Origin of the sequence: Kluyvera sp. Awk 3 (assembly GCF_028069715.1) — a bacterium.
Taxonomy (GTDB): domain Bacteria; phylum Pseudomonadota; class Gammaproteobacteria; order Enterobacterales; family Enterobacteriaceae; genus Kluyvera; species Kluyvera georgiana_A.
On sequence record NZ_JANEWH010000084.1, the window covers coordinates 1 to 21,994 of the forward strand.

Here is a 21,994-nt window from a genome sequence, read left to right on the forward strand (position 1 = left end):
ATTAAATACTTAAGCTGATATTAACCATGGTGGTTTTACTGTTTCTTAAACTCAGCAAAAGATTTTCATCGTGCTTTGTTTTTTTAGGTGTTTGTGTGCCGGGATATATTTATGTGATTGCTAACAATAACCAGTTCATAATTGTTTGTGACGAGGTTCTAATCATATGGCTAATATCTCTATTATTGCCCGGAGTGGCGCAACCACCTCTACCGTATCAGGTGAAACCGCAAGCCTCATTTCACCCAGCATTGTCAAAATCAACATTAGCCCTCGTGACGTTGCCGGGCTGGAGCGCAGTGGCAACGACCTCGTTATCTCGCTGAGAAATGGCGAAAAAATCACCATCGAGAACTATTTCGTGCTCGATACTGAAGGGCACCGCAGTGAACTGGTGCTTGAGGATCAGAATGGCGCGCTGTGGTGGGTCGAAGAACCGACTGACGGTCTGCATTTTGCGCCACTGGCCGATATTGATGCTCTGCTGATTACCCAAAGTAGCACCGAAGGCGCCATGCCGTGGATCCTGGGAGCGCTGGGTATTGGCGCTGGGATGGCTGCTGCGGCTGCCAGTATTGGTAGTTCAGGTAACCATCACCACAACGCAGATGAGGACCCGGCAGACAATCAGAACGGCGGCCCGGAGGGCAGTAAGGATAATGACCCGGATGACAATACCCTTCCTGGCATTCCCACTCTCCCCACCGAGAATAACCTGACTCAGGTTGACAACGTCACAGAGCTGACAATCACTGATAATGTCGAACAGTATACGGGAACGATCGCGAAAGGCGGGTTCACGAACGACAATACGCCAACCTTAAGCGGTAAGGCGCTGGCAAATTCAACGGTCACGATTTATGACGGCGAAACCCGGTTAGGTTCCGTGACAGCAGATGCCAAAGGACTGTGGAGTTTTACCCCAGCCGCGCTAGACGATGGGGTGCACAGTTTCACGACTACGGTGAGCAAGGGAGATATCAGCAGCGGGAAGAGTGGAGCCTACGTGGTGACGATTGATACTCACGCGCCGGGAGAGGTCACACTATTCATTGCCACCGATAATCAGACCCCGGTGCTGGGCACCATCTCGGCTAACGAAACGACGAACGATAATACGCCGGTCATCAGCGGCAAAGCCGAGCCGGGCAGCACCGTTAATATTTATGATTTTGGCAAACTGGTTGGCAGTGCGCAGGCTGACGTGCACGGCAACTGGGGGCTTGAGCTAAGCACGGTATTGGGCGAAGGCAAACACAGCCTGAGCGCAAATGCCACCGATCTTGCCGGAAACATCGGGCCCTCCACCGCGCCGCTGGTGTTCTATGTAGATACCGATAAACCGGTCACGATGGGCGCTTTTACGGTGAGTGATGATACGGGTGGGACCGTCGTTACGTTGCCAGAAAAAGGGACGACGACAGACACTACGCCCACCTTTAGCGGCGCGGCGGGGAGTGTAGAAGACGGGACAACGGTGAGCGTCTATCAGGGAACAACGCTTCTGGGAACGGCCACCGTCGCACCTGACGGCAGCTGGCATTTTACTCCTGATGCGCCGTTGCCTGCGGGTAATTACAGTTTCCACACCGTCGTCACCGACGCCGCAGGGAATAACAGCGGAGATTCCCCTTCCTTCAACCTGACTATCGCCCCGCCGGCAAGTAGCGTTACCGTGACGTCGGTCGATGATGACGTTAATCCCGGAACCGGCGCGCTGGCGAACGGCGCGTCAACCAACGATACAACGCCAGCCTTCACCGGCACTGGCCCCGCGTCTGGCACGATAACGGTTTATATCAATGGCATCGACAGCGGCACGGTGACCGCTGATGCTCAGGGTATTTGGCATTTTACCCCGCCTGCGCTGATGGACGGTCATTATCGTTTTACGTTCTCTTCCGATGGCGGCGCGACGCTGTCAGAACCGTTTGTGCTGACTGTAGATACGCAGGCCCCTGATGGGGTTAGCGACTTGACGATCGTTGACGATCTCAACCCTGGTATTGGCCAACTGCATAGCGGGGATTCAACCAACGACGGTACGCCTGTTATCAGCGGGAGCGCTGAACCGGGATCGACAGTCAGCATTTATGACGGTGGCAAGCTGATTGGTACCGCGTTAGTCGGCGCAGACGGGCAATGGGGCTTTACACCGGCCCCCGCGCTCAGCGAAGGCACGCACGCGATTTCCACTGTCGTGACCGATGCGGCCGGCAATGCCAGCGCCGCATCGCCTGATTTTGTGCTGGTGGTTGATACTACAGCGCCCGCTCCGGTGACGGCGTTTATTGCCACCGATAATGTGGATCCGAACGTCGGCACCATTGTGTCTGGTGATGTGACTAATGACAGCACGCCGATCCTTAGCGGGAAGGCGGAACCTGGCAGCGAAATCATTATTTACGACGCAGGCGTAGAGATTGCCCGTACGGTTACAGATACTAAGGGAAACTGGGGGCTGGAACTGACCACTCCGCTGAGTGACGGGCCGCACGGACTGACCGTTGTGGCAGTGGATGCGGCGGGCAACGCCAGCAAGCCAACGGATGAGCTGGTGTTTAGCGTTGATACCTCTGCTCCGCTGAGCGCATTGAGTATTGTGGTGACCGACAATGTCGGGCCGGTTCAAGGTCAATTGACCAGCGGTGGCACGACCGACGATACCACACCGGGCTTTTCTGGCCTCGCTGCGCCGGGGACCACCGTTAGTATCTATGATGGTGCGACCTTGCTGGGCCAGGCGACAACGGATACGAGCGGGCACTGGAGCTTTACTCCGGACGCGCCGCTGGCCGATGGACTGCATCACTTCACCACGGTGGTCACCGATGCGGCGGGCAACGCCAGCCCGTCGTCGCTGCAGTTTGATCTGACCATTACACCAATCGCCGGGCCGATAAGCGGTCTGGTGGTGACCGATAATGTCGATCCTGTTCAGGGACCGCTGGCTAACGGTGCTGCTACCAATGATGACACACCGACCTTTAGCGGCAAAGCCGACCCAAACAGTACGCTGACGGTCTACGATAACGGCGCGCCAGTCGCGACTGTACCGGTGGATGGCAGCGGCAACTGGAGCTATACGCCATCATCGGCTCTGGGTGAAGGGACGCACAGTGTGACCTTCACCGTAGACAACGGCAGCGGCCCATCTGCACCGTCAGAACCGTTTATGGTGACGGTAGATACGACAGCCCCCGACCCGGTGGCTAACCTGATTGTCGTTGATGATCAAGCACTGGGCGTTGGACAACTGGCAAGCGGCGGAGTCACTAACGACAGTACGCCGATAATCAGCGGCACTGCCGAGGCTGGCAGCACTGTAACTATCTATGATGGCAGCACCATTATCGGCACTGTCCAGGCAGACGATGACGGGCTGTGGGGTTTTATCCCGGATTCTCCGTTGCTCGATGGTACGCATCAGATAACCACAGCGGTGGTTGATGCCGCAGGCAATACCAGCCCGCTCTCGCCGCCGTTTGTACTGGAGGTTGACTCCAGCGCGCCTGCGACAATTACGGGGCTGGTGGTGTCGGATAATGTGGATCTTAAGGTGGGGCCAATTTCCGATGGTGGCGTCACCAATGACAATACGCCAACTCTCAATGGAATGGCGGAAATTAACGCGACGGTCACGATTTATGACGGGACTACCGTGTTGGGAACTACTCAGGCTAATGGTTCCGGAGAGTGGAACTTCACGCCGGATACGCCGTTGGGTGACGGGCCGCACAGCCTGACCGCCACGGTAACCGATATGGCGGGTAACACCAGTCCACACTCTCCGGCCTTTAACCTGACGGTAGATACCGCACCACCAGAACGGGTTACCGGTGTCACAATAACGGCAGACAGCGGTGTACTGGCACCGGGAACCAGCACCAATGACACCACCCTGACGGTAAGTGGTTCCAGTGAACCAAATGCGCTTATCACCGTTTACGATACCGATGGCGCCACGGTGCTGGGCACTATTCAGGCAGGTCCAACCGGTAGCTGGTCGGTAGGGATTACTCTGCCAAACGAAGGCTCCCATGTGATAACCGCCACTGCCACCGATGCGGCAGGCAACGTCAGCCCAGCCTCACTGCCGACGACGGTGGTGATTGACCTGACGCTGCCACCGCCAATTGCCGGGATCACCGTCACCGATACGGTGATCCCTGGCACCGGTATTATTAATGCTAATGATCGGATCAACGATAATCGGCCAACACTGAGCGGCAGCGCCGAAGCCAACAGCACCGTGAATATCTACAACGGCACCACGCTGGTCGCGACGACGCAGGCGGATGCCAGCGGCAACTGGAGCGTGAAACCTGCAACCACGCTGGGTGATGGCGACTATACGTTGACCGCCACTGCCACTGACCGGGCGGGTAACACCAGTATCGCCTCGCCGGGCTTTAGTTTCACCGTTGATACCAGGGCTCCGGGATTGGTCACTGGCCTGACGGTTGCTGCCGATGGCACGCCTCTGGCGGGAGGGGCCAGTACCAATGACACCACGCCGACCATCAGCGGCGTGAGTGAAGAAGGGGCGACGATCACTGTTTACGATACTAACGGCACCACGGTGCTGGGTACGACGGTAGCCGGTAGCGGCGGGACATGGTCGATTAATCTGCCTGTTCTTGGCGAAGGTTCGCATACGTTGACCGCGACGGCCACCGATGTGGCGGGCAACGAAGGGCCGAAGACGTCAGTGGTGGTGGTGATCGATACCGTGCCTCCAGCGCAGATAACCGGAGTTACCGTCACAGATAACCTGACACCGACAACCGGCACCGTGACTGCTGGCACGGAGATTAACGATCCGTCACCTCGTCTCAGCGGTACCGCCGATCCGAATAGCTTTATTAATGTGTACAACGGCGCGACGCTGATTGGCTTCGGTCAGGCAGATGGCAACGGTTACTGGAGTTTTGCGCCTACCGTTCCGCTGCTGGACGGTAACTACAGCCTGACGGCGACGGCGACCGATGCCGCGGGCAACGTCAGCACGCCGTCTCCTGCCTTTACATTTAGCGTTGATACCACCAGGCCGGACCCGATTACGACGCTGATTGTGACCGATAATGAGGTACCGGATATCGGTATCGTGCCGAACGGCGGCAGCACCAACGACACCACGCCAACCTTTAGCGGTAAAGTGGAGCCGGGCGCAACCGTCATTCTGTATAACGGTTCGGATATACTGGCTACCATTAAGGCGGACACGAGTGGCAGCTGGAGCTTTACCCCGGCTCCACTCGACCAGGGAACTTATCGCATCACGGCCACGGTAACAGACCTTGCGGGTAACGTTAGCAAGGCATCGGCAGAATTTGTTCTGATACTGGATACCGCTGCACCGACCGCAGCGCCGACGTTTACCGTGTCGGATAACGTCGATCCGAAACAAGAGCCGATCCTTAACGGCGATAGCACCAACGATCCGACGCCAACCCTGACGGGCACCGCAGAATTTGGCGCTATCGTGACCATCTATAATGGAACGACGGTGCTTGGTACCGCAAAGGCATCACCGACTGACGGTCGCTGGAGCTTTACGCCGACGGTTGACCTGAAAGATGGGGAATACAATCTGACGGCGACGGCGACGGATGCTGCCGGTAACGTCGGCCCGGCATCGTCACCGGCCTTTACGCTGTTTATCGACACGGTGCCACCAGATAATATTACTAACCTGACGGTGAGTGATAACGTTTCGCCAGTCATCGCACTACTGAACAGCGGCGACAGCACCAACGACAGCACGCCAACCTTTAGCGGGCACGCCGAAGCAGGCACCACGGTGACGTTCTATAACAACGGCACTCAGCTGTTGGGCACTGCTGTCGCCGATGGCAACGGGGTATGGATTTTTGAGCCAACTCTGGGCAATGGCGATTACAGCATCACCACAACCGTTACCGATAAAGCGGGTAACGTTAGCACCAGTATTTCTCCGGCCTTTGAACTGAAGGTTGATACCGATAGGCCGCAGCCTATCGGTAGCTTTGTGGTCACTGATAGCGTGACGCCAGTGACCACTAATGTGGGTAATGGCGGCGCCACCAACGATACCCTTCCGGTGATCCGCGGTACCGCCGAGCCGAACAGCAATGTGATTCTTTTCGACAACGATAAATGGGTTGCGACCATTGAGGTCAACGGCGCCGGGGACTGGAGCTACCAGCCGACGACGGCTTTGACTCAGGGCTCGCACAGCTACACCACCATCGTGGAGGATGCGGCGGGCAACCAGAGCGATGCTTCCGATCCGTACGTCATTATCGTCGACAGTATTGCGCCTGATGCCGTAACCGGGCTGCTGGTGAGCGATAACGCTTCTCCGGCCACCGGGCCACTGGCTGACGGTGCCAGCACCAACGATACGACGCCGGTCTTTAGCGGTCATGCGGAAGCCGGGACCACTGTCGCCCTCTATGAAGGGGCGACACTACTGGGTGAAGTGTTGGTTGGGCCGACCGGGGAGTGGCGCATTGAATCAGAGGCCATAACGGGTGAAGGAGAGCACACGCTAACGGTTGTTGTGACCGATGCGGCAGGTAACGTCTCGACGAATAACCCGGTGTTCACGCTGAACATTGACACGCTTGCACCAGCCGCTGTCAGCACGATAACCGCCACGGACAACGTGGCTCCGCAAACGGGAGCCATTACTAATGGCTTTACCAACGATACTACGCCAACCTTTAGCGGGACCGCGGAGAAAGGGAGTACGGTTACCGTTTATGATGGCAGTACGCAGCTGGGCACCACCACTGCATCAACGATTGATGGTAGCTGGAGTTTTACTCCAACTACGCCGCTGGATGAAAAAACTTACGCTATCAAGGCGACGGCGACCGATGCAGCAGGCAATGAAGGACCTGCCTCGCCAGTTTTCAGTCTGACCGTCGATACCACCGCGCCGGGGCCGGTGACCGACCTCGCTATCAACGGCAGTAAGACTATTGGTATCACCAATGATGACACGCTAACCCTGAGCGGTACGGCAGAGAAAGGCAGCACCGTGACGATTTATAACGGTTCAACGCCTGTGGCTACCGTTACCGCCTCGGATACTGATGGTTCCTGGAGCCTGACCACCGACGAACTGACAGACGCGACCTATAACTTTATCACCACCGTCACCGATAAAGCCGGCAATGTCGGCTCGCCATCAGCATCGTTTACGGTAACTGTCGATACGAAAGAGCCTGATAAACCGGGGAATATCACCGCTTCTGACAACGTTCCTCTGTATGAAGGAACAATCACCAGTGGACTGACTAACGACCGAACACCCACTTTGAGCGGAGTGGTGGAACCGAATGCGCTGGTGACGATTTATCAAGGGAGCAATGTGCTTGGAACGGTATCCGCTGATGCGGCAGGCAAGTGGAGCTATACCGTACCTTCAATTGATACTGATGGGACTTATACCTTCCACGTCACAGCCACTGATACGGCAGGAAATGTCAGTGTGAATTCTGAGGACCTGGTTCTGAGAATTGACGGTACCGCGCCGCTGGGTATCGCTGTGTTGGTGGTGACGCAAGATTCTGCTGGGCTGATACCTGTTGTTGGTGATAATAATCGACCGTACTTTAGCAGCGTGGCTCTGACTGATGAGGTCGGTTCGACGGTGAATATTTACGACAATGGAAAACTGATAGGCAGCACGACCATTGATGCGTTTGGAGCCTGGAGTTTCAGACCCGATGCGCCGCTGGCTGATGGTGAACATAAGTTCACCACAAAAGTCGTTGACCAGGCGGGTAACGAAAGCCCACTCATCGTTGGGGTGACGCTAAACATTGACACCCACTTGCTGAACGGTGGTATTACCGACCTGGTGGTAAGCGATAATATCGGTCCAATTCAGGGGGCTATCACTAGTGGTGGAGTAACTGATGATAGCCAGCCGACCTTTACCGGTAAAGCGCCGGTGGGTAGCACTATTGCCTTCTACGATAACACCAATCTTGTCACGCCTATTGGTACAGCAACCGTTGATTCTGGTGGAAACTGGACATTTACACCGACCGTGGCGCTAGGCGATGGTGTGCATCTTATTTCGGCTGTTGTCAGGAATCCGCTCCCACTCACCGGGATTACACCGCTGTTCCAGTTCACCGTCGATACCAAATTGCCGGACAAAATTACCGACGTGGTTGTCACCGATGATGTCACCCCGGGAGTAGGGCCCATCACCAGCGGCGATACCACTAATGACAGGACTCCGACCTTCAGTGGTATAGAGCCGCAAGAAGTGGGTAGCACCGTTATCATCACCGAAGGCTCTACTGAAATTGGCCGGGCGACGGTTGGGGCGCTGGGGGTATGGTCTATCACGCCAACCACGCCGCTGGGCGATGGTCCGCATAGTTTTGTTATTAAGATGGTGGATTTGGCGGGGAATGAAAGCCCGGTGACCGTCTTTAATCTGACAATCGACACCACGCCGCCGGCTCAGATTACCGCCTTTACCGTATCTGACGACGCGCTACCTGTTATCGCCAATATCGCCCAGAATGGCTTCACCAACGATACCACGCCGACACTAAACGGTGCGGCGGGTAGCGCGGAGGCTGGCAGCACGATTCGGGTCTATGACGGCATTGTTCTGCTGGGTTCCACTACCGCGCAGGCAGACGGTTCATGGACGTTCGAAACACCGACTCTGCTGAACGGTCGCCATAGTTTGACGGTTACCGCGACCGATGCGCTTGGCAACGTGAGTCTGGCTTCCCCAGCCTTCAACTTCACGGTGGATACCGTGGCACCCACGCCAATTCTGGCGCTGACGGTTTCGAACAACGTGGATTCTCCGGCGCTGGCGAACGGTGCGATCACCAATGACAATACACCGATTATCAGCGGCAGAGCCGAAGCGAACAGTTCAGTTAGTGTGTACAACGGCACGACGCTGGTCGGGACAACAACGGCAGACAGCAGCGGCAACTGGAGCCTTGCACCATCCACGCTGGGAGATGGCACTTATTCTCTGACAGCAACCGCCACCGATGCGGCGGGCAACGTTAGCCTGCCGTCTCCAGCCTTTACTCTGAATATCGACACCGCAGCACCCGCGACACCGGGTGTGTTTACCTTAACCGACAACACCGCGCCGATAACAGGAAATGTTACTGAGGGCAGCGCCATCAACGATACCCGCCCGGTTCTCAGGGGGGCTGCCGGGAGCGTAGAGGGCAATGCGCTAGTCTCGGTTTACGATGGAACGACTCTGCTGGGCACTACCCGGGCGGAGGCCAATGGTTCATGGACCTTTACGCCACTGACTGCGTTGGGTAATACCTCCCACGCGCTGTCGATCACTGCGACTGACGCGGCGGGTAACGTTAGCGCGAACTCACCTGCGTTTAACGTCACGGTGGATACTGTCGCTCCGGCAATCCCGAGCGCGATTACCGTCAACGACAATGTCGGCCCGATTACCGGAAACCTGACCAATAACGGCGTAACGGATGATACTCTGCCGCAACTGAGCGGCACCGTAGAACCAGGCGCGACGGTGAAAGTCTACGATAACGGCGTTCTGTTGACCACAACGCCGATCGTTTCCGATAGCACAACAGGACAGTGGACATTCCAGATCTCGACGGCACTGACGCAGGGGGCGCACAGCTTTACCGTGACGGCGACCGATGCCGCCGGTAACGTCAGCCTGCCGTCGCCTGTCTTCGCGGTAACGGTGGATACCACCGCACCGCCGCCGATTAGCAATTTTACCGTCACCGACGATGTATCACCGGTGATTGGTACGCTCACGAGCGGCAGTGCGACCAACGATAACCGACCAACGATTTCCGGCACCGGCGCGACGCCGGGTGCGACGGTCATCATCATGGACGGTACAAACGAGATAGGCCGGACTGAGGTGAATGCCCTGGGCGGCTGGTCATTTACCCCGGCAGCGACCGCGCCGCTGGCGGAAGGGCCGCATAGCCTGACGCTGCTGGTGTCGGATGCGGCGGGTAATACCAGCGCGGCGACGTCGGCCTTCACCCTGACGGTGGATACGGTCACACCAGCGGTGGGGGCACTGCCGATTGTCAGCGATAACGCAGGCGCAGTCACTGGCGATTTGGTGAGCGGCGCGCTGTCTGACGACAACACGCCGACGCTGCATGGTACGGTAGAGCCGAATGCCTTCGTCAATATCTATGACGGCAGCACGCTGCTGGCGACGGTACAGGCGAACGGTTCCGGTGCGTGGACCTTCACACCGTCCACACAGTCGGCGCTGAGTGATGGTATCCACCGCTTCAGCACGACGATCAGCGATGCGGCGGGTAACGTCAGCGGCGCGTCTCCGGTCTTTACCTTGAATATCGACACCACGGCTCCGGTGGCGGCGACCAATATTACGGTTACCGACAACGTAGGCCCTGTCACCGGGCTGGTGGCGAACGGCGGGGCAACCAATGACAATATGCCAACGCTTAACGGAACGGCGGAAGCGAATAGTACGGTGACTATTTATAACGGTAACACGGTACTCGGGACGACTCTGGCTGGTGCGACCGGCGCGTGGAGTTTCACCCCTGACGCGCTGACTGACGGCACCTACACGCTGTCCACCACCGTGACAGACCAGGTCGGCAACGTTGGGCCGCGTTCACCGGACTTTGTACTGACCGTGGATACGGTGGCGCCAGCAACCATGGGGGCGCTGACGGTCACCGACGATGTCGCCCCGGGTACCAGTACGATTGGCAACAATGGTCGCAGCAACGACAACCTTCCCGCCATTAGCGGCGTCTCGGAAGCCGGGGCCACCATCACGGTTTACGACGGCACGAAGGTTCTGGGAACCACCACGGCGGTGGCTGGCGGCGCGTGGAGCTTCACGCCGACGGTTGCGCTGGCGGATGGTGTCCACACCTTTACGGCCATCGCGACCGATGCGGCGGGCAACGTCAGCGGGACTTCGCCAGTGTTCACCCTGAATATCGATACCGTAGCGCCCGGGGCGATTACCGGCCTGACGGTGACCGATGACGTGGCGCCAGATCTGGGCAACCTGACCTCTGGCAGCATCACCAACGATACACGACCGACCTTTACCGGCGTCGCGGAAGCTAACAGCACGGTGAATATTTATGACGGTGGGACGTTTGTCATCTCGGTCACCGCCGGAGCGAATGGTCAGTGGACCTGGACGCCGACGGCCGCGCTGACCAGCACCACCCATAGCTTCACCTTCAGCGCCAGCGATGCGGCAGGCAACGAAGGACCGAAGACGCCTGCGTTTACCCTGACCATCGATCCGACGATTGGTACACAAATACTGAGTGCGGTGAACGATGAAGCCGGGCTATCGTTAACGACCTCGATCCAGCAGATCACCGCGCCGACTAACTCTACGGCGCAGAACCTGAATGTGCTGAATCTGGGCGTTGGTGACCTGCTGACGGTTAACCTGATCCAGGCCAACCAGTTGCCAACTTTCCATGTTGATGAAGGCGCGTCCCGCGCGCTCTCGCTACAGGCCAGCGCGGTAGGGGTGACACTGCTGTCGACCTTCGATCTGTATATTTACAAGTCCAATGGCGACGGTACCTACAGTATGTACCAGCGTTATGACGACTTCTTGCGGGTACTGGCATTGGCGAGTATCTCGGCCTCGCGCAATGTCACGTTGCCAGCGGGTGATTACGCGTTACTGCTGCGGGCGGATGACGGTCTGTCGCTGTTGACGGGTAGCCAACTTAAAGTGACATCGGACGTGACTACTGGCGTATTTGTCGATACGGCTAGCGGCACCACTACCGGTAACGTGATGACCGGTGTTGGTGGCGGTGGGGTAGATAGTACGCCGAAAGACACGGTAGTCAGCGGGGTTAGCATTGGATCGTCAAGTAACTTTACGGCGGTTAGCGGTAATACCGTGATCTCCGGAACTTACGGCACGCTGACCATTAACGCCCAGGGTGACTACACCTATACCTTGAAAGCCGGGCTATCGCCATACAGTATCACCGGGCCGGATGTTTTTAACTATCAGATCAAAGCGCCGAATGGCTCGATCAGCAGCGCGAAACTGACTATTGATCTCAACCTGCCGAACCTGCATGCGAATAGCGATGTGGTGACGCTGGAAGTGGATCCGATACCGGCAGATGTGACGACACCGGGGGTGACGAGTTCCTCGCTTATCCTGGCCAACGTCAGTTTGGGTGATTCAGGGTCGATTCTGGGACTTAATCTCGACCTCACAAAACAGTTGCAGATTGATGTGGGCGCTAACTCAACGCGCACCTTTACTCTCGACGGAACCGCTGCCGGGCTGGCTATTGGGGCGACGTTTGACCTCTATATCTACAAATACAACACAACCACCGGGCAGTACGTGCAGGACCAGTTCTTCAATAACTGGATCAGCGCCCCGCTGCTGGTGGGCTCGACCACCGATACCTTTACCCTGGGGACCGGGCACTACCTGTTCCTGCTAAAAGCGGATGGCCTAATCGCTGCAGGAACCGTTGCCACCCTGAAGACCAGCAAAGATGTCACTCACACCTACCAGGCGGCGGTCGAGTCAGTCACGGGTAACGTCATTACCGGGGCAGGCAACACCAGCGGCGGCGTAGATGTGGCGCCAGCAGGCACGGTTGTCAGCAACGTGAATGGTCAGACGATTGCCGCCACGGGCAATACCACGATTGTCGGTCAGTACGGCAACCTGGTTATCAACGCACAGGGCGTTTACACCTATACCCTGAAAACGGGTCAGCCAGCGACCGCGTTGGGGCAGGAGACCTTTACCTACGCTATTCGCAATGGCACGTCGGTGAGTACCGCCACGTTGACTATTTCGCTGCCGCCGGTCGGTTCAGCGGTGACCGCGCAGTCAATGATGTTGACCAGTGCGCTACTGGCAGACGAAAGCGTGGTGCAGGAGACAACCCTGATGCACGCCTCGGTGCAAAGCACAGCAGTTCAGGAGACGGCTAGCGAAACCCTCATGCATACGGCCTTGGTGCTGGAGTTTACGGCGCTGCCGACTGCCAGCGGTAAAGCGGATTATCAGATCCTCGACGATCAAGGACATCTGATAGCCAGCGGCACGCTGACCACCGATGCGACGACGCTGACCGCCAGCATCCCACTGGATAACACGGTATCGTCCGGCGGTCCGTATAACGTCGTGCTGCTCGATAACGCAGGCAACACCCTGAACAGCGAATTCAGCACGATTCTTACCAGCGTCGCCGTAACGCCGGAAGCCGCCGCCGCGGGCGTTACCGCCGAAGGGCAGATCGCCGAAATTGCGTCCGGCGCGCTGTGGGCCAGCATTACCCTCAGCAACGAGAGCGGCCAGCAGATTAGCGAAGTCGCAGGCAGTACGCAGTCGCAAACCCTGGAAGGACTGTACGGTACGCTGACGCTGCACGCGGACGGCAGCTACAGCTATACCCTGCGTGAAGGGGTTAGCGTGGTCGACCTGACCCAACGCGAGCAGTTCGACTACACCCTCAAGGCCCCGGACGGCACACTCAGTCACGGCAGCCTGACCATTGATCTGCATCCGCATGTCGAAGGCAGCGACAAGAACGATGCCGCCACAAGTAGCGCATATGACGATACCTATACGCTTGGCGGCGGGGGGGATACGGTGATCTTTAATCTGCTCGATAGCCACGATGCCACCGGCGGTAACGGTCATAACAATCACTGGACAGATTTCTCAGTTAGTGACGGCGATCATATAGATATCAGCAAGCTACTGACGGACTGGAGTGGTAAATCTGAAGATCTCGGCCAATATTTATCTATAGAGCACACGGCATCGGGAGACACGGTGGTGTCCATTGACCGTGACGGTGCCGGGACACAGTATCAATCGACACAACTTATCACTCTGGAGGGCGTGCAGCCGACGCTCGAAGAACTGTTACATCAGGATTCATCGGCAAGCCACGGATAGCCTTCTGCAAGGCGACAGGCCCGAAAGAGTACCTCGCGAGCCGTTAGCCCGTCGCCAGGCGGGTTAACGGTCTTCGCATCAGGACGGCATCACCTCAGGAGCTGTACCCTCCGACCCGCTTATTTCCCTATGGAAGGGACATCGCTGCGGGGCGGATATTCATCAATAGTCATCAAAAAATATAAACGGCCACTTAGGTCAACATATTGATTATATTGGGGATGTTGTATGGGGAAACGCAGCGGTAAAGTTAAGATATTTTTTTGGTTAACGGTGTGCATCCAGCCGCTGCTGCTGCCCGATGCCGGGGCGGCGTGGGGGCGTTCAGATAGCGACATCGCCAGGCAGATCAATCCGCAAAACATTGCCGCTGACGATGAATTGCCCAATCTCAGGGGGCGCGACCCGGGCCTTGCCGCCAGCGCAAAGCCTCCCGCCAATTTAACCATCAATCAGGCGGTACAGCGCGCCGTACAGTGGTATCCCGATATTGGTACTGAGGCCGGCAAACTGTTCAGCACCGCGCAAAAGATTGATGTCGCCCGCGCCAAATACTACCCGCAAATCAGCGGTGGCCTGAATAATGGCGTGACCAACAGCTATTCCAACCACGGCAACGTTCCCTCGGTCGTGCTGTCGCTGTCCCAGATGCTCTACGACTTTGGTCTGACCGACAGCGCGGTGCGGGAAGCCAACGCGGCGGTGGCCGCTCAGCAGGCTGTCGTACTGCTGAGCATTGATAAAGTCGCCCACGATACCGCCGCGGCGTTGGTTCAGGTGCAGGGCTATCAGGAGCTGGTGGCGATCGCCGAAGAACAGCTGCGCTCGTTACAACAGCTAGGCAAGCTCGCCAACGAACGCAACAGCGAAGGGGCCAGCTCGCTTTCTGACGTGGTGCAAACCGATGCGCGTATTGAAGGCGCACGGGCGACGCTTGCGCAGTATCAGGCCAATCTCGAACGCTGGCGCGCCACGCTGTCGACCTATCTGGGCTGGAATAAGATTGATGTGGTGAGTAACGAATTTCCGCAAACGCTGGGTAAATCCTGCGGCGTGGCGACAGTGGACGACCAGCTCGTACCGTCGGTGCTGGAAGCGCGCGCGCGGGTAAACCAGGCGGCGGCCCAACTGGCGGGGGCGGAAGCGCAGATGAAGCCGACCATCTCGCTGGAGTCAGACGTGACCCGCTATCTTAACGATCGCTACGCCAACAGCGAACAGCTGGATCGTACCCAATATTCGGCCTATGTGCGGGTGAAAATGCCGATTTATCAGGGCGGCGGGCTGACCGCCAATCGCGATGCCGCGCAGTACAGTCTTGATGCCGCGACCACGGCGGTACGTAGCGCCCAGCTGCAGGTTCGACAGCAGCTTAGCGCCGCGCAGAACGCGTCGGTCAGCCTCCAGCAGGCGCTGCAAATCCAGGCTCGCCAGCAGATTCTGACGCAAAAGACCCGTGAACTGTATCAGCAGCAGTACCTCGACCTCGGATCGCGCCCGTTTCTGGATGTGCTGAACGCTGAGCAGGAAGTTTATCAGGCGCGCTTTACACAGCAGGAAACCGAAAGCCAGCTGCGTACCCTCCAGCTTGATTGTCTGTACAACACCGGGCGAACCCGCCAGCAGTTTACGCTCAATAATCAGTCCATTCAGGGCGTGGAGATTCAACCATGACGGGAAAAGCCCGGATTGCCGAACAGGAAACGCTGGAAGCCCACGCGCTCAACGACTGGATTACCGTTATCAGCCAGGTGGCGACGCACTATCGCTTGCCGTTTTCACCCGGTGGGCTGCAGGCGATGGCTCGTTGGCAGTTGGCTAAACCGTTGAGCGTGGCGCTCAATAATATGGCGCGCCACGTTGGGTTGACGGCACGGCGGCTGCACGAAAAAAAGGACGATGTTTCCGGCTGGCGTTTGCCGCTGGTGGTACAGCTTAAAACGGGGCAAATAGGCATCATTCACAGCTTTGACGGTAACGCCAGCGTCGGCATTAGCTTTCCCCGTGACGCCAGCCTGATAGCCAGCCAGCCGCTGCCTGAACTGCTTGAGATGATACAGGTCGTGGTGGCGTTTCGTCCGGCGGCGATGGCGCGCGATAGCCGGACTGAGGAGTATCTGGCTGATTTTAACCCCGGCTGGTTACGTCAGCTGGCAATGACCAAAATGAAACCCTACTGGCACGTGATGCTGGCTTCGCTGGTTATCAACGTCCTTTCGATGGCCGGGATCCTTTTTTCGATGCAGGTCTACGACCGGGTTATTCCCGCCCAGTCTTACCCAACGCTATACGTGCTGTTTATTGGCGTGCTGATTGCCGCGTTTTTTGGTCTGGCGATGCGGCTGATGCGCAGCCACGTGAGCGACATTCTCGGTAAACAGGCCGACATGCGCATCTCAGATCGGGTGTTTGGCCATGCGCTGCGGCTGCGCACGCACGTGGTACCGCGATCTACCGGCAGCTTTATCTCCCAACTACGAGAGTTGGAATCGATTCGTGAAATGGTCACCTCGACCACGGTTTCGGTGATCGCCGATCTGCCGTTCTTTTTTCTGTTTTTACTGGTCATGGCGATCATCGCGCCGCAGCTGGCATGGATCCCGCCGGTGGCGGCGCTGATCATGATCGCGCCAGGTATTCTGCTACAGAAGAAACTGGCCGACCTGGCGCAGGAGAACGTGAAAGAGTCGACCCTGCGTAATGCCGTGCTGGTTGAAAGCGTGCAGGGGCTGGAGGATATCAAGCTGATGCAGGCTGAAAATCGCTTCCTGCAACAGTGGAACAGCTATATCCGCATTACCGCCCAAACCGGGATGAAAAGCCGACGGCTCACGCAAGGGCTCCTGGCCTGGGGTAACACAATCCAGGGGCTGGTGTACGCGGTGGTAATCGTCGTGGGCGCGCCGCTGGTCATCGATGGCGACATTACCACCGGGGCGATTGTTGCTGCCTCACAGTTGTCGTCACGCATGATTGCCCCAATGGCGGCATTGTGCGGGGTGCTGGCCCGTTGGCAGCAGGCCAAAGCGGCAAAGGGCGGCATCGACAGCATTATGCAGTTGCCGGTGGAAAACGGGGGGGATTCACAGCGGCTGCATCGTGAAGTGCTGCACGGCAATTACCACTTTGCCGATACTGCGTTTCGCTATCGCCAGGACTCGCCCATCGTCCCGCTGCGGGTCGCAAAATTAGATATTAGCGCCGGGGAACGCATCGCCGTGCTGGGACGCAACGGTGCCGGGAAATCGACCTTTCTACAGGCGCTCATCGGCGGCGTGCCGTTGGAACAGGGCGAGCTGCGGCTCGACTCCCTGAGTCTGCCGCATATCGATGTGGCCGATCTACGGCGTAATACCGGGCTGATGACGCAAAATGCCAGGTTATTTCACGGTTCGCTGCGCGACAACCTGACGCTGGGCGCGCCGCAGGCACGCGATGACGAAATCTTTGCGGCGCTGGAGATGTGCGGCGCGGATGTGTTAGTCAGCAAATTGCCCCACGGGCTGGATCATGTGGTCATGGAGGGCGGGCTCGGTCTGTCCGGCGGCCAGCGGCAATCGATCCTGCTGGCGCGTCTGATGTTACGCGATCCCAATATCGTGCTGCTGGACGAACCGACCGCCTCGCTGGATGAACACACCGAGCGTGACTTTCTTGACCGTCTCAGCCACTGGCTGGCGGGCCGGACCTTGATTATCGCCACTCATCGCAGCGCGGTGCTCTCCGTGGTCGACCGCGTGCTGGTACTCAAGGACGGCGCGCTGGTGATGGATATGCCGAAAGAGAAGGCGATGGCGCGCAGAAACGCCGAGGCAGCGGAGGTGAACGATGAAAGACGACCAGCCTGAGACCGACATTGCGCTTGCAGAACAGGCTCCGATACCGACACCGGCGAATGCCCAGCCGCTGAACTGGAACGGCGATCATGGTGAAAACGATCTGGATAACGAGAGCCTGGCGCGTTCCGGGCGAATCGTGACCTTATGCGGCGCGCTATTACTGGTGGCCTGGGGATGGGCGTCATTTAGCACGTTGGATGAGGTTTCAACCGGGACCGGCAAAGTGATCCCCAGCTCGCGCGAGCAGGTGCTGCAATCGCTGGACGGCGGCATTCTGGTGGCGCTGAATGTCCGCGAAGGGCAGCGAGTTGAAGCGGGGGAAGTGGTCGCTCGTCTTGACCCAACGCGTTCACAGTCTAACGTCGGTGAGAGCGTGGCGCGCTATCAGGCAGCGCTCGCGGCCAGCGCGCGTCTGTCTGCCGAAGTGAACGAGTTACCGCTGACTTTCCCGCCTGCGCTCAACGATGCGCCGCAACTGGTGGCCTCCGAAACCCGGTTGTACAACCTGCGCCGGAGCCAATTCTCCGACTCAAAGGCAAGGGTGGCTGATTCACTGTCGGCGGTGGATCGTGAACTGGCGATAACCCGTCGCCTGGCGAAAACCGGTGCGGCCAGCAACGTGGAAGTGCTCCGTCTTGAGCGCCAGCGTTCCGATCTTCAGCTCAAAATTCTCGACCTGCGTTCGCAGTACCTGGTTCAGGCTCGCGAAGAACTGGCTAAAGCCACCGCCGAGGCGGCTTCGCTGGCCGAGATTATTCGTGGCCGTACCGACAGCGTCACGCGTATGACGGTGCGCTCGCCGGTGAAAGGTATTGTCAAAAAAATCAAGGTCAATACTTTGGGCGGCGTGATCCCACCCAACGGCGAATTGATGGAAATTGTGCCGCGCGATGACCATCTGCTGATTGAAACGCGCCTGTCGCCCCGCGATATTGCCTTTATCCATCCGGACCAGTCGGCGCTGGTGAAGATAACGGCCTATGATTATGCCATTTACGGCAGTCTGAAAGGGGTGGTAGACAGTATTTCGCCCGATACCATTCAGGATGAGGCTAAGCCTGAAGTCTATTATTATCGCGTGTTTATCCGTACTGAGAATGATTATCTGCAAAATAAAGCCGGGAAACGCTTCAATATTGTCCCAGGGATGATTGCTAACGTTGATATTAAAACTGGCGAGAAGACGGTTATGGATTATCTGGTAAAGCCGTTCAACAAGGTGAAAGAGGCACTCAGAGAGCGGTAAGCTATTACAGCGATGGCCGATGGCTATCCAAAAATAAACAAAAAAACGATTATCAGCGTCGAGTAAAAAACCTATTGTAGCGCCACTTTGCATCCAACCCGTCGATTGATGGGACGCTAATAATAGGAAAATTATGAAGAAGACGCTGATCACTTTAATTATTGCGAATGCGCTGACCGCCACCACCGCTTTTGCAGCGGCAGATGCTGGCACCTGGTATACCGGCGGGAAACTGGGTTGGTCGCATTATTTTGACACCAGCACCACGCCACGCGCCAATGTCGGTTATGACAGCGATAATGTTGGCGGCGGTGTATTCACCGGCTACCAGATTAATCCCTGGCTGGCGGTTGAAGGCGGCTACGATTATTTAGGTAATATGCAGATCAACGGTAAAAACGGTGCCTCAGGTTCACAGATGAAGAGCCAGGGTTTGCAGCTGTCGCTGAAAGCCAGCTACGGTTTAACCGACAGCTGGGATCTGTATGGCCGCGCTGGGGCAATGGGCTATCGTGCGGAGTCGGATATTCAGGGTCATAACCGCTTTGAAACCGGCGTTCGTCCGCTGGTCGCCGTGGGCACCGAGTATGCCTTTAATAAAAACTGGGCGGGCCGCCTGGAGTATCAGTGGGTTAGCAATGTGGGTAACGAAAATCAGATTGGCGTCAGCAGCGACATCAGTTCCGTTACCGCTGGCATCTCTTATCGTTTCGGCCAGCACGACGATACGCCAGCCGTGGCGCCGATTGCCGCCCCGGCGCCACAGCCCGCGCCGCAGCGTTTTAATCTGAAATCTGACGTGATGTTTGGCTATGACTCCGCCGCGTTAACCTCCGAGGGGAAAGCGGCCATCGCGCAGCTGTATCAAAATCCGGGCCTACAGCCAGCCTCTGCGAAGGCTACCGTGGTGATTGGCTACAGCGATCGCCTTGGTGCAGCGGACTATAACCAGCAGCTGTCAGCGCAGCGCGCGCAGGCGGTGGCGGATGAACTGGTGGCGTTAGGTATGCCCGCGGCCAACATTCGCGCGGAAGGTCGTGGCGCCAGTGACTCGGTGACCGGTTCTCAGTGTGACAGCCAGTCGGGAGCGCAGTTGATTAGCTGCCTGGCGCCGGACCGTCATGTTGTGATTGAGATAACCGATAAGCACTAATAACAACAGCCAAAAAGCCTCCTCATATCGCTATGAGGAGGCTTTTTTTATTCATAGATGATGGTATTTAACGAGTCTCTCAACTGTCTTAAACCTGAAATATTGCGCTCTTCCAGGTAGTAGTTATTAATCAGTTTAATTTTATCCAGTTTGCTCAGGGAAGTATAAACCCGATATGTCTGGCTTCTGCTGTCAAACATATCTTGAATATTAACATCCTGTAAAAACGCTTGTTTCAAATAGAAAGAAAGGTCGTCGAGAGTACATCTGTTGTCATAATGTAAATAGCTAAAGCTGATTCTGTTTGCCGGAAATTCTTGCGGTTGATTTTGAACGATGGGCACCTGGAGTAAATCAATCGTTCGCAACAGGCTATGGCCTGACTTCTTTCGTGGGATAAGCGCGCCGGAGAGTATGAGTTTGTGGAGTTTTCGCATCGTATTACCTTTATTGCTACAATGCGCTATTTATTATCATTGATGCGTAATGGCTTCGAGTCTTTTATTGTTTATAAAAAAATAACGTCGTAATTTTATACTTTTGGGAATAGGCNTGAATTTCTTCTGAAATAAGAAAAGATGTGGGGAGCATTTCCCCATGATTATCTTGCCTGGTGCGTCTGGAGTATCAACTGATTTAACGAGCGAACGACACGCGGTTTCTCCCGGCCTTTTTGGCTTTGTAGAGTTCCTTATCGGCATGTTCCGTTAATGTCTCCAGAGAATCTTGCGCTGACCATTGCGCGACACCAAAGCTGGCGGTCAGATAAGCCGAAATTTGTGATCCCTTATGCGGGATTTTTGCTGCGGAAATAGCGTTGCGGATACGTTCTGCAATATTGACGGCATCGTCTGCATGATGGCAACGGGCCAGGATAACAAACTCCTCGCCGCCAAAACGAAAGGCGGTATCTGAAGACTGACGCAAGGACTGGCTAATGCATTTCGCCGTATTGATTAAGCAGGCATCACCCGCTATATGGCCGTACAGATCGTTGTACTGTTTGAAAAAATCAATATCCATAATGATCATGAAAAGCTTCTCATCGGATAAAGAGAGCCGTTTCGCGTGGTCGGCGAAATGAACAGCCAGGCTGCCTTTATTAAACAACCCTGTTAATGCGTCACGATGTGCCAGGCGGGTGAGCTTCTTGATTAATAGATTTTTTGCGTACTCGCTTCTTTGGGTACGCAGATACCATTCCAGCAGAATGTAGCGTGCGGTGATCACGACGATAAAAATAATAATGGAGCCTGCAATTTGCAGCATATTGAATTTCTCAAATGTCGCAAACTCGCTCAATAACATGGAAGTGGCGATAGGAATACTGAATAACAACAGTATCTTACCAGAAATGTAAAATGATATGGTCGCCGGGAGCAGTATGATGATCAGCAGTGAGAGCGACAGCGCCGGCGTGTTGTTCTGCTTCACCATCAGGTAAAACATACCGGCCCACAACAGGCCTAAAGTCAGCACATGGAGCGGCAGTATCGTCGCCAGTTGCTCGCGGTGAATGACCTGCCTGAGTACTAGCCCGATGACGGAGAAAAATATCGTCGCCAGACACAGAGAGTTGAGCGTATCGCTGGCGATAAAATGAATATTGTTGAGCAAATTGCTGGCGAGCAGCCACAGACAGAACACGACGTTCAGCGTAAGAAACCAGATATAGCCCCATGAGTTAACGATGTCGAGGTTTTGCTTATCCCCTGAAAGGGTTTTCGTCATGTTCCGTTCTCTACCTGGATAAGGGGACTTATTGAATTATAGAAATATAAACATCTTACTGCGTAATCGCTACC

Annotated in this window: 7 protein-coding genes; 5 read left to right on the top strand and 2 right to left on the bottom strand. The window is 56.4% G+C overall.

The window, feature by feature from the left end:
- The first annotated feature begins 166 nt into the window (after positions 1 to 166).
- From NNN71_RS16545 to ompA, 5 genes are all read left to right on the top strand, one after another.
- Complete coding sequence (locus tag NNN71_RS16545; protein ID WP_271458938.1) at positions 167 to 13,951, top strand: BapA/Bap/LapF family large adhesin; 13,785 nt, start codon at positions 167 to 169, stop codon at positions 13,949 to 13,951.
- Between the two features lie 228 nt (positions 13,952 to 14,179).
- Positions 14,180 to 15,625, top strand: coding sequence for a TolC family outer membrane protein (locus NNN71_RS16550; RefSeq protein WP_271458939.1), 1,446 nt, complete (start codon positions 14,180 to 14,182; stop codon positions 15,623 to 15,625).
- Positions 15,622 to 17,799, top strand: a complete 2,178-nt coding sequence (locus tag NNN71_RS16555; RefSeq protein ID WP_271458940.1) for a type I secretion system permease/ATPase — start codon at positions 15,622 to 15,624, stop codon at positions 17,797 to 17,799. Before NNN71_RS16550 ends, NNN71_RS16555 begins: the two co-directional genes overlap by 4 nt.
- Complete coding sequence (locus NNN71_RS16560) at positions 17,780 to 19,036, top strand: HlyD family efflux transporter periplasmic adaptor subunit (protein WP_163448584.1); 1,257 nt, start codon at positions 17,780 to 17,782, stop codon at positions 19,034 to 19,036. The genes NNN71_RS16555 and NNN71_RS16560 overlap by 20 nt, the downstream gene beginning before the upstream one ends.
- A 133-nt stretch (positions 19,037 to 19,169) precedes the next feature.
- Positions 19,170 to 20,189: a porin OmpA gene (gene ompA / locus NNN71_RS16565; protein ID WP_271458941.1), complete on the top strand. Its 1,020-nt coding sequence runs from the start codon at positions 19,170 to 19,172 to the stop codon at positions 20,187 to 20,189.
- A 47-nt stretch (positions 20,190 to 20,236) separates the two neighbouring features.
- Here ompA and NNN71_RS16570 read toward each other — a convergent pair whose 3' ends face one another.
- Together NNN71_RS16570 and NNN71_RS16575 are read right to left on the bottom strand one after the other, a co-directional pair.
- Complete coding sequence (locus NNN71_RS16570) at positions 20,237 to 20,626, bottom strand: hypothetical protein (protein WP_271458942.1); 390 nt, start codon at positions 20,624 to 20,626, stop codon at positions 20,237 to 20,239.
- A gap of 199 nt (positions 20,627 to 20,825) precedes the next feature.
- Complete coding sequence (locus NNN71_RS16575) at positions 20,826 to 21,920, bottom strand: membrane-associated sensor domain-containing protein (RefSeq protein ID WP_271458943.1); 1,095 nt, start codon at positions 21,918 to 21,920, stop codon at positions 20,826 to 20,828.
- Between the last annotated feature and the right edge of the window lie 74 nt (positions 21,921 to 21,994).

Bases quoted from the DNA above. Each gene is read 5' to 3' on its own strand.
- NNN71_RS16545 (WP_271458938.1), top strand. From the start codon at position 167: ATGGCTAATATCTCTATTATTGCCCGGAGTGGCGCAACCACCTCTACC.
- NNN71_RS16550 (WP_271458939.1), top strand. From the start codon at position 14,180: ATGGGGAAACGCAGCGGTAAAGTTAAGATATTTTTTTGGTTAACGGTG.
- NNN71_RS16555 (WP_271458940.1), top strand. From the start codon at position 15,622: ATGACGGGAAAAGCCCGGATTGCCGAACAGGAAACGCTGGAAGCCCAC.
- NNN71_RS16560 (WP_163448584.1), top strand. From the start codon at position 17,780: ATGAAAGACGACCAGCCTGAGACCGACATTGCGCTTGCAGAACAGGCT.
- ompA (WP_271458941.1), top strand. From the start codon at position 19,170: ATGAAGAAGACGCTGATCACTTTAATTATTGCGAATGCGCTGACCGCC.
- NNN71_RS16570 (WP_271458942.1), bottom strand. From the start codon at position 20,626: ATGCGAAAACTCCACAAACTCATACTCTCCGGCGCGCTTATCCCACGA.
- NNN71_RS16575 (WP_271458943.1), bottom strand. From the start codon at position 21,920: ATGACGAAAACCCTTTCAGGGGATAAGCAAAACCTCGACATCGTTAAC.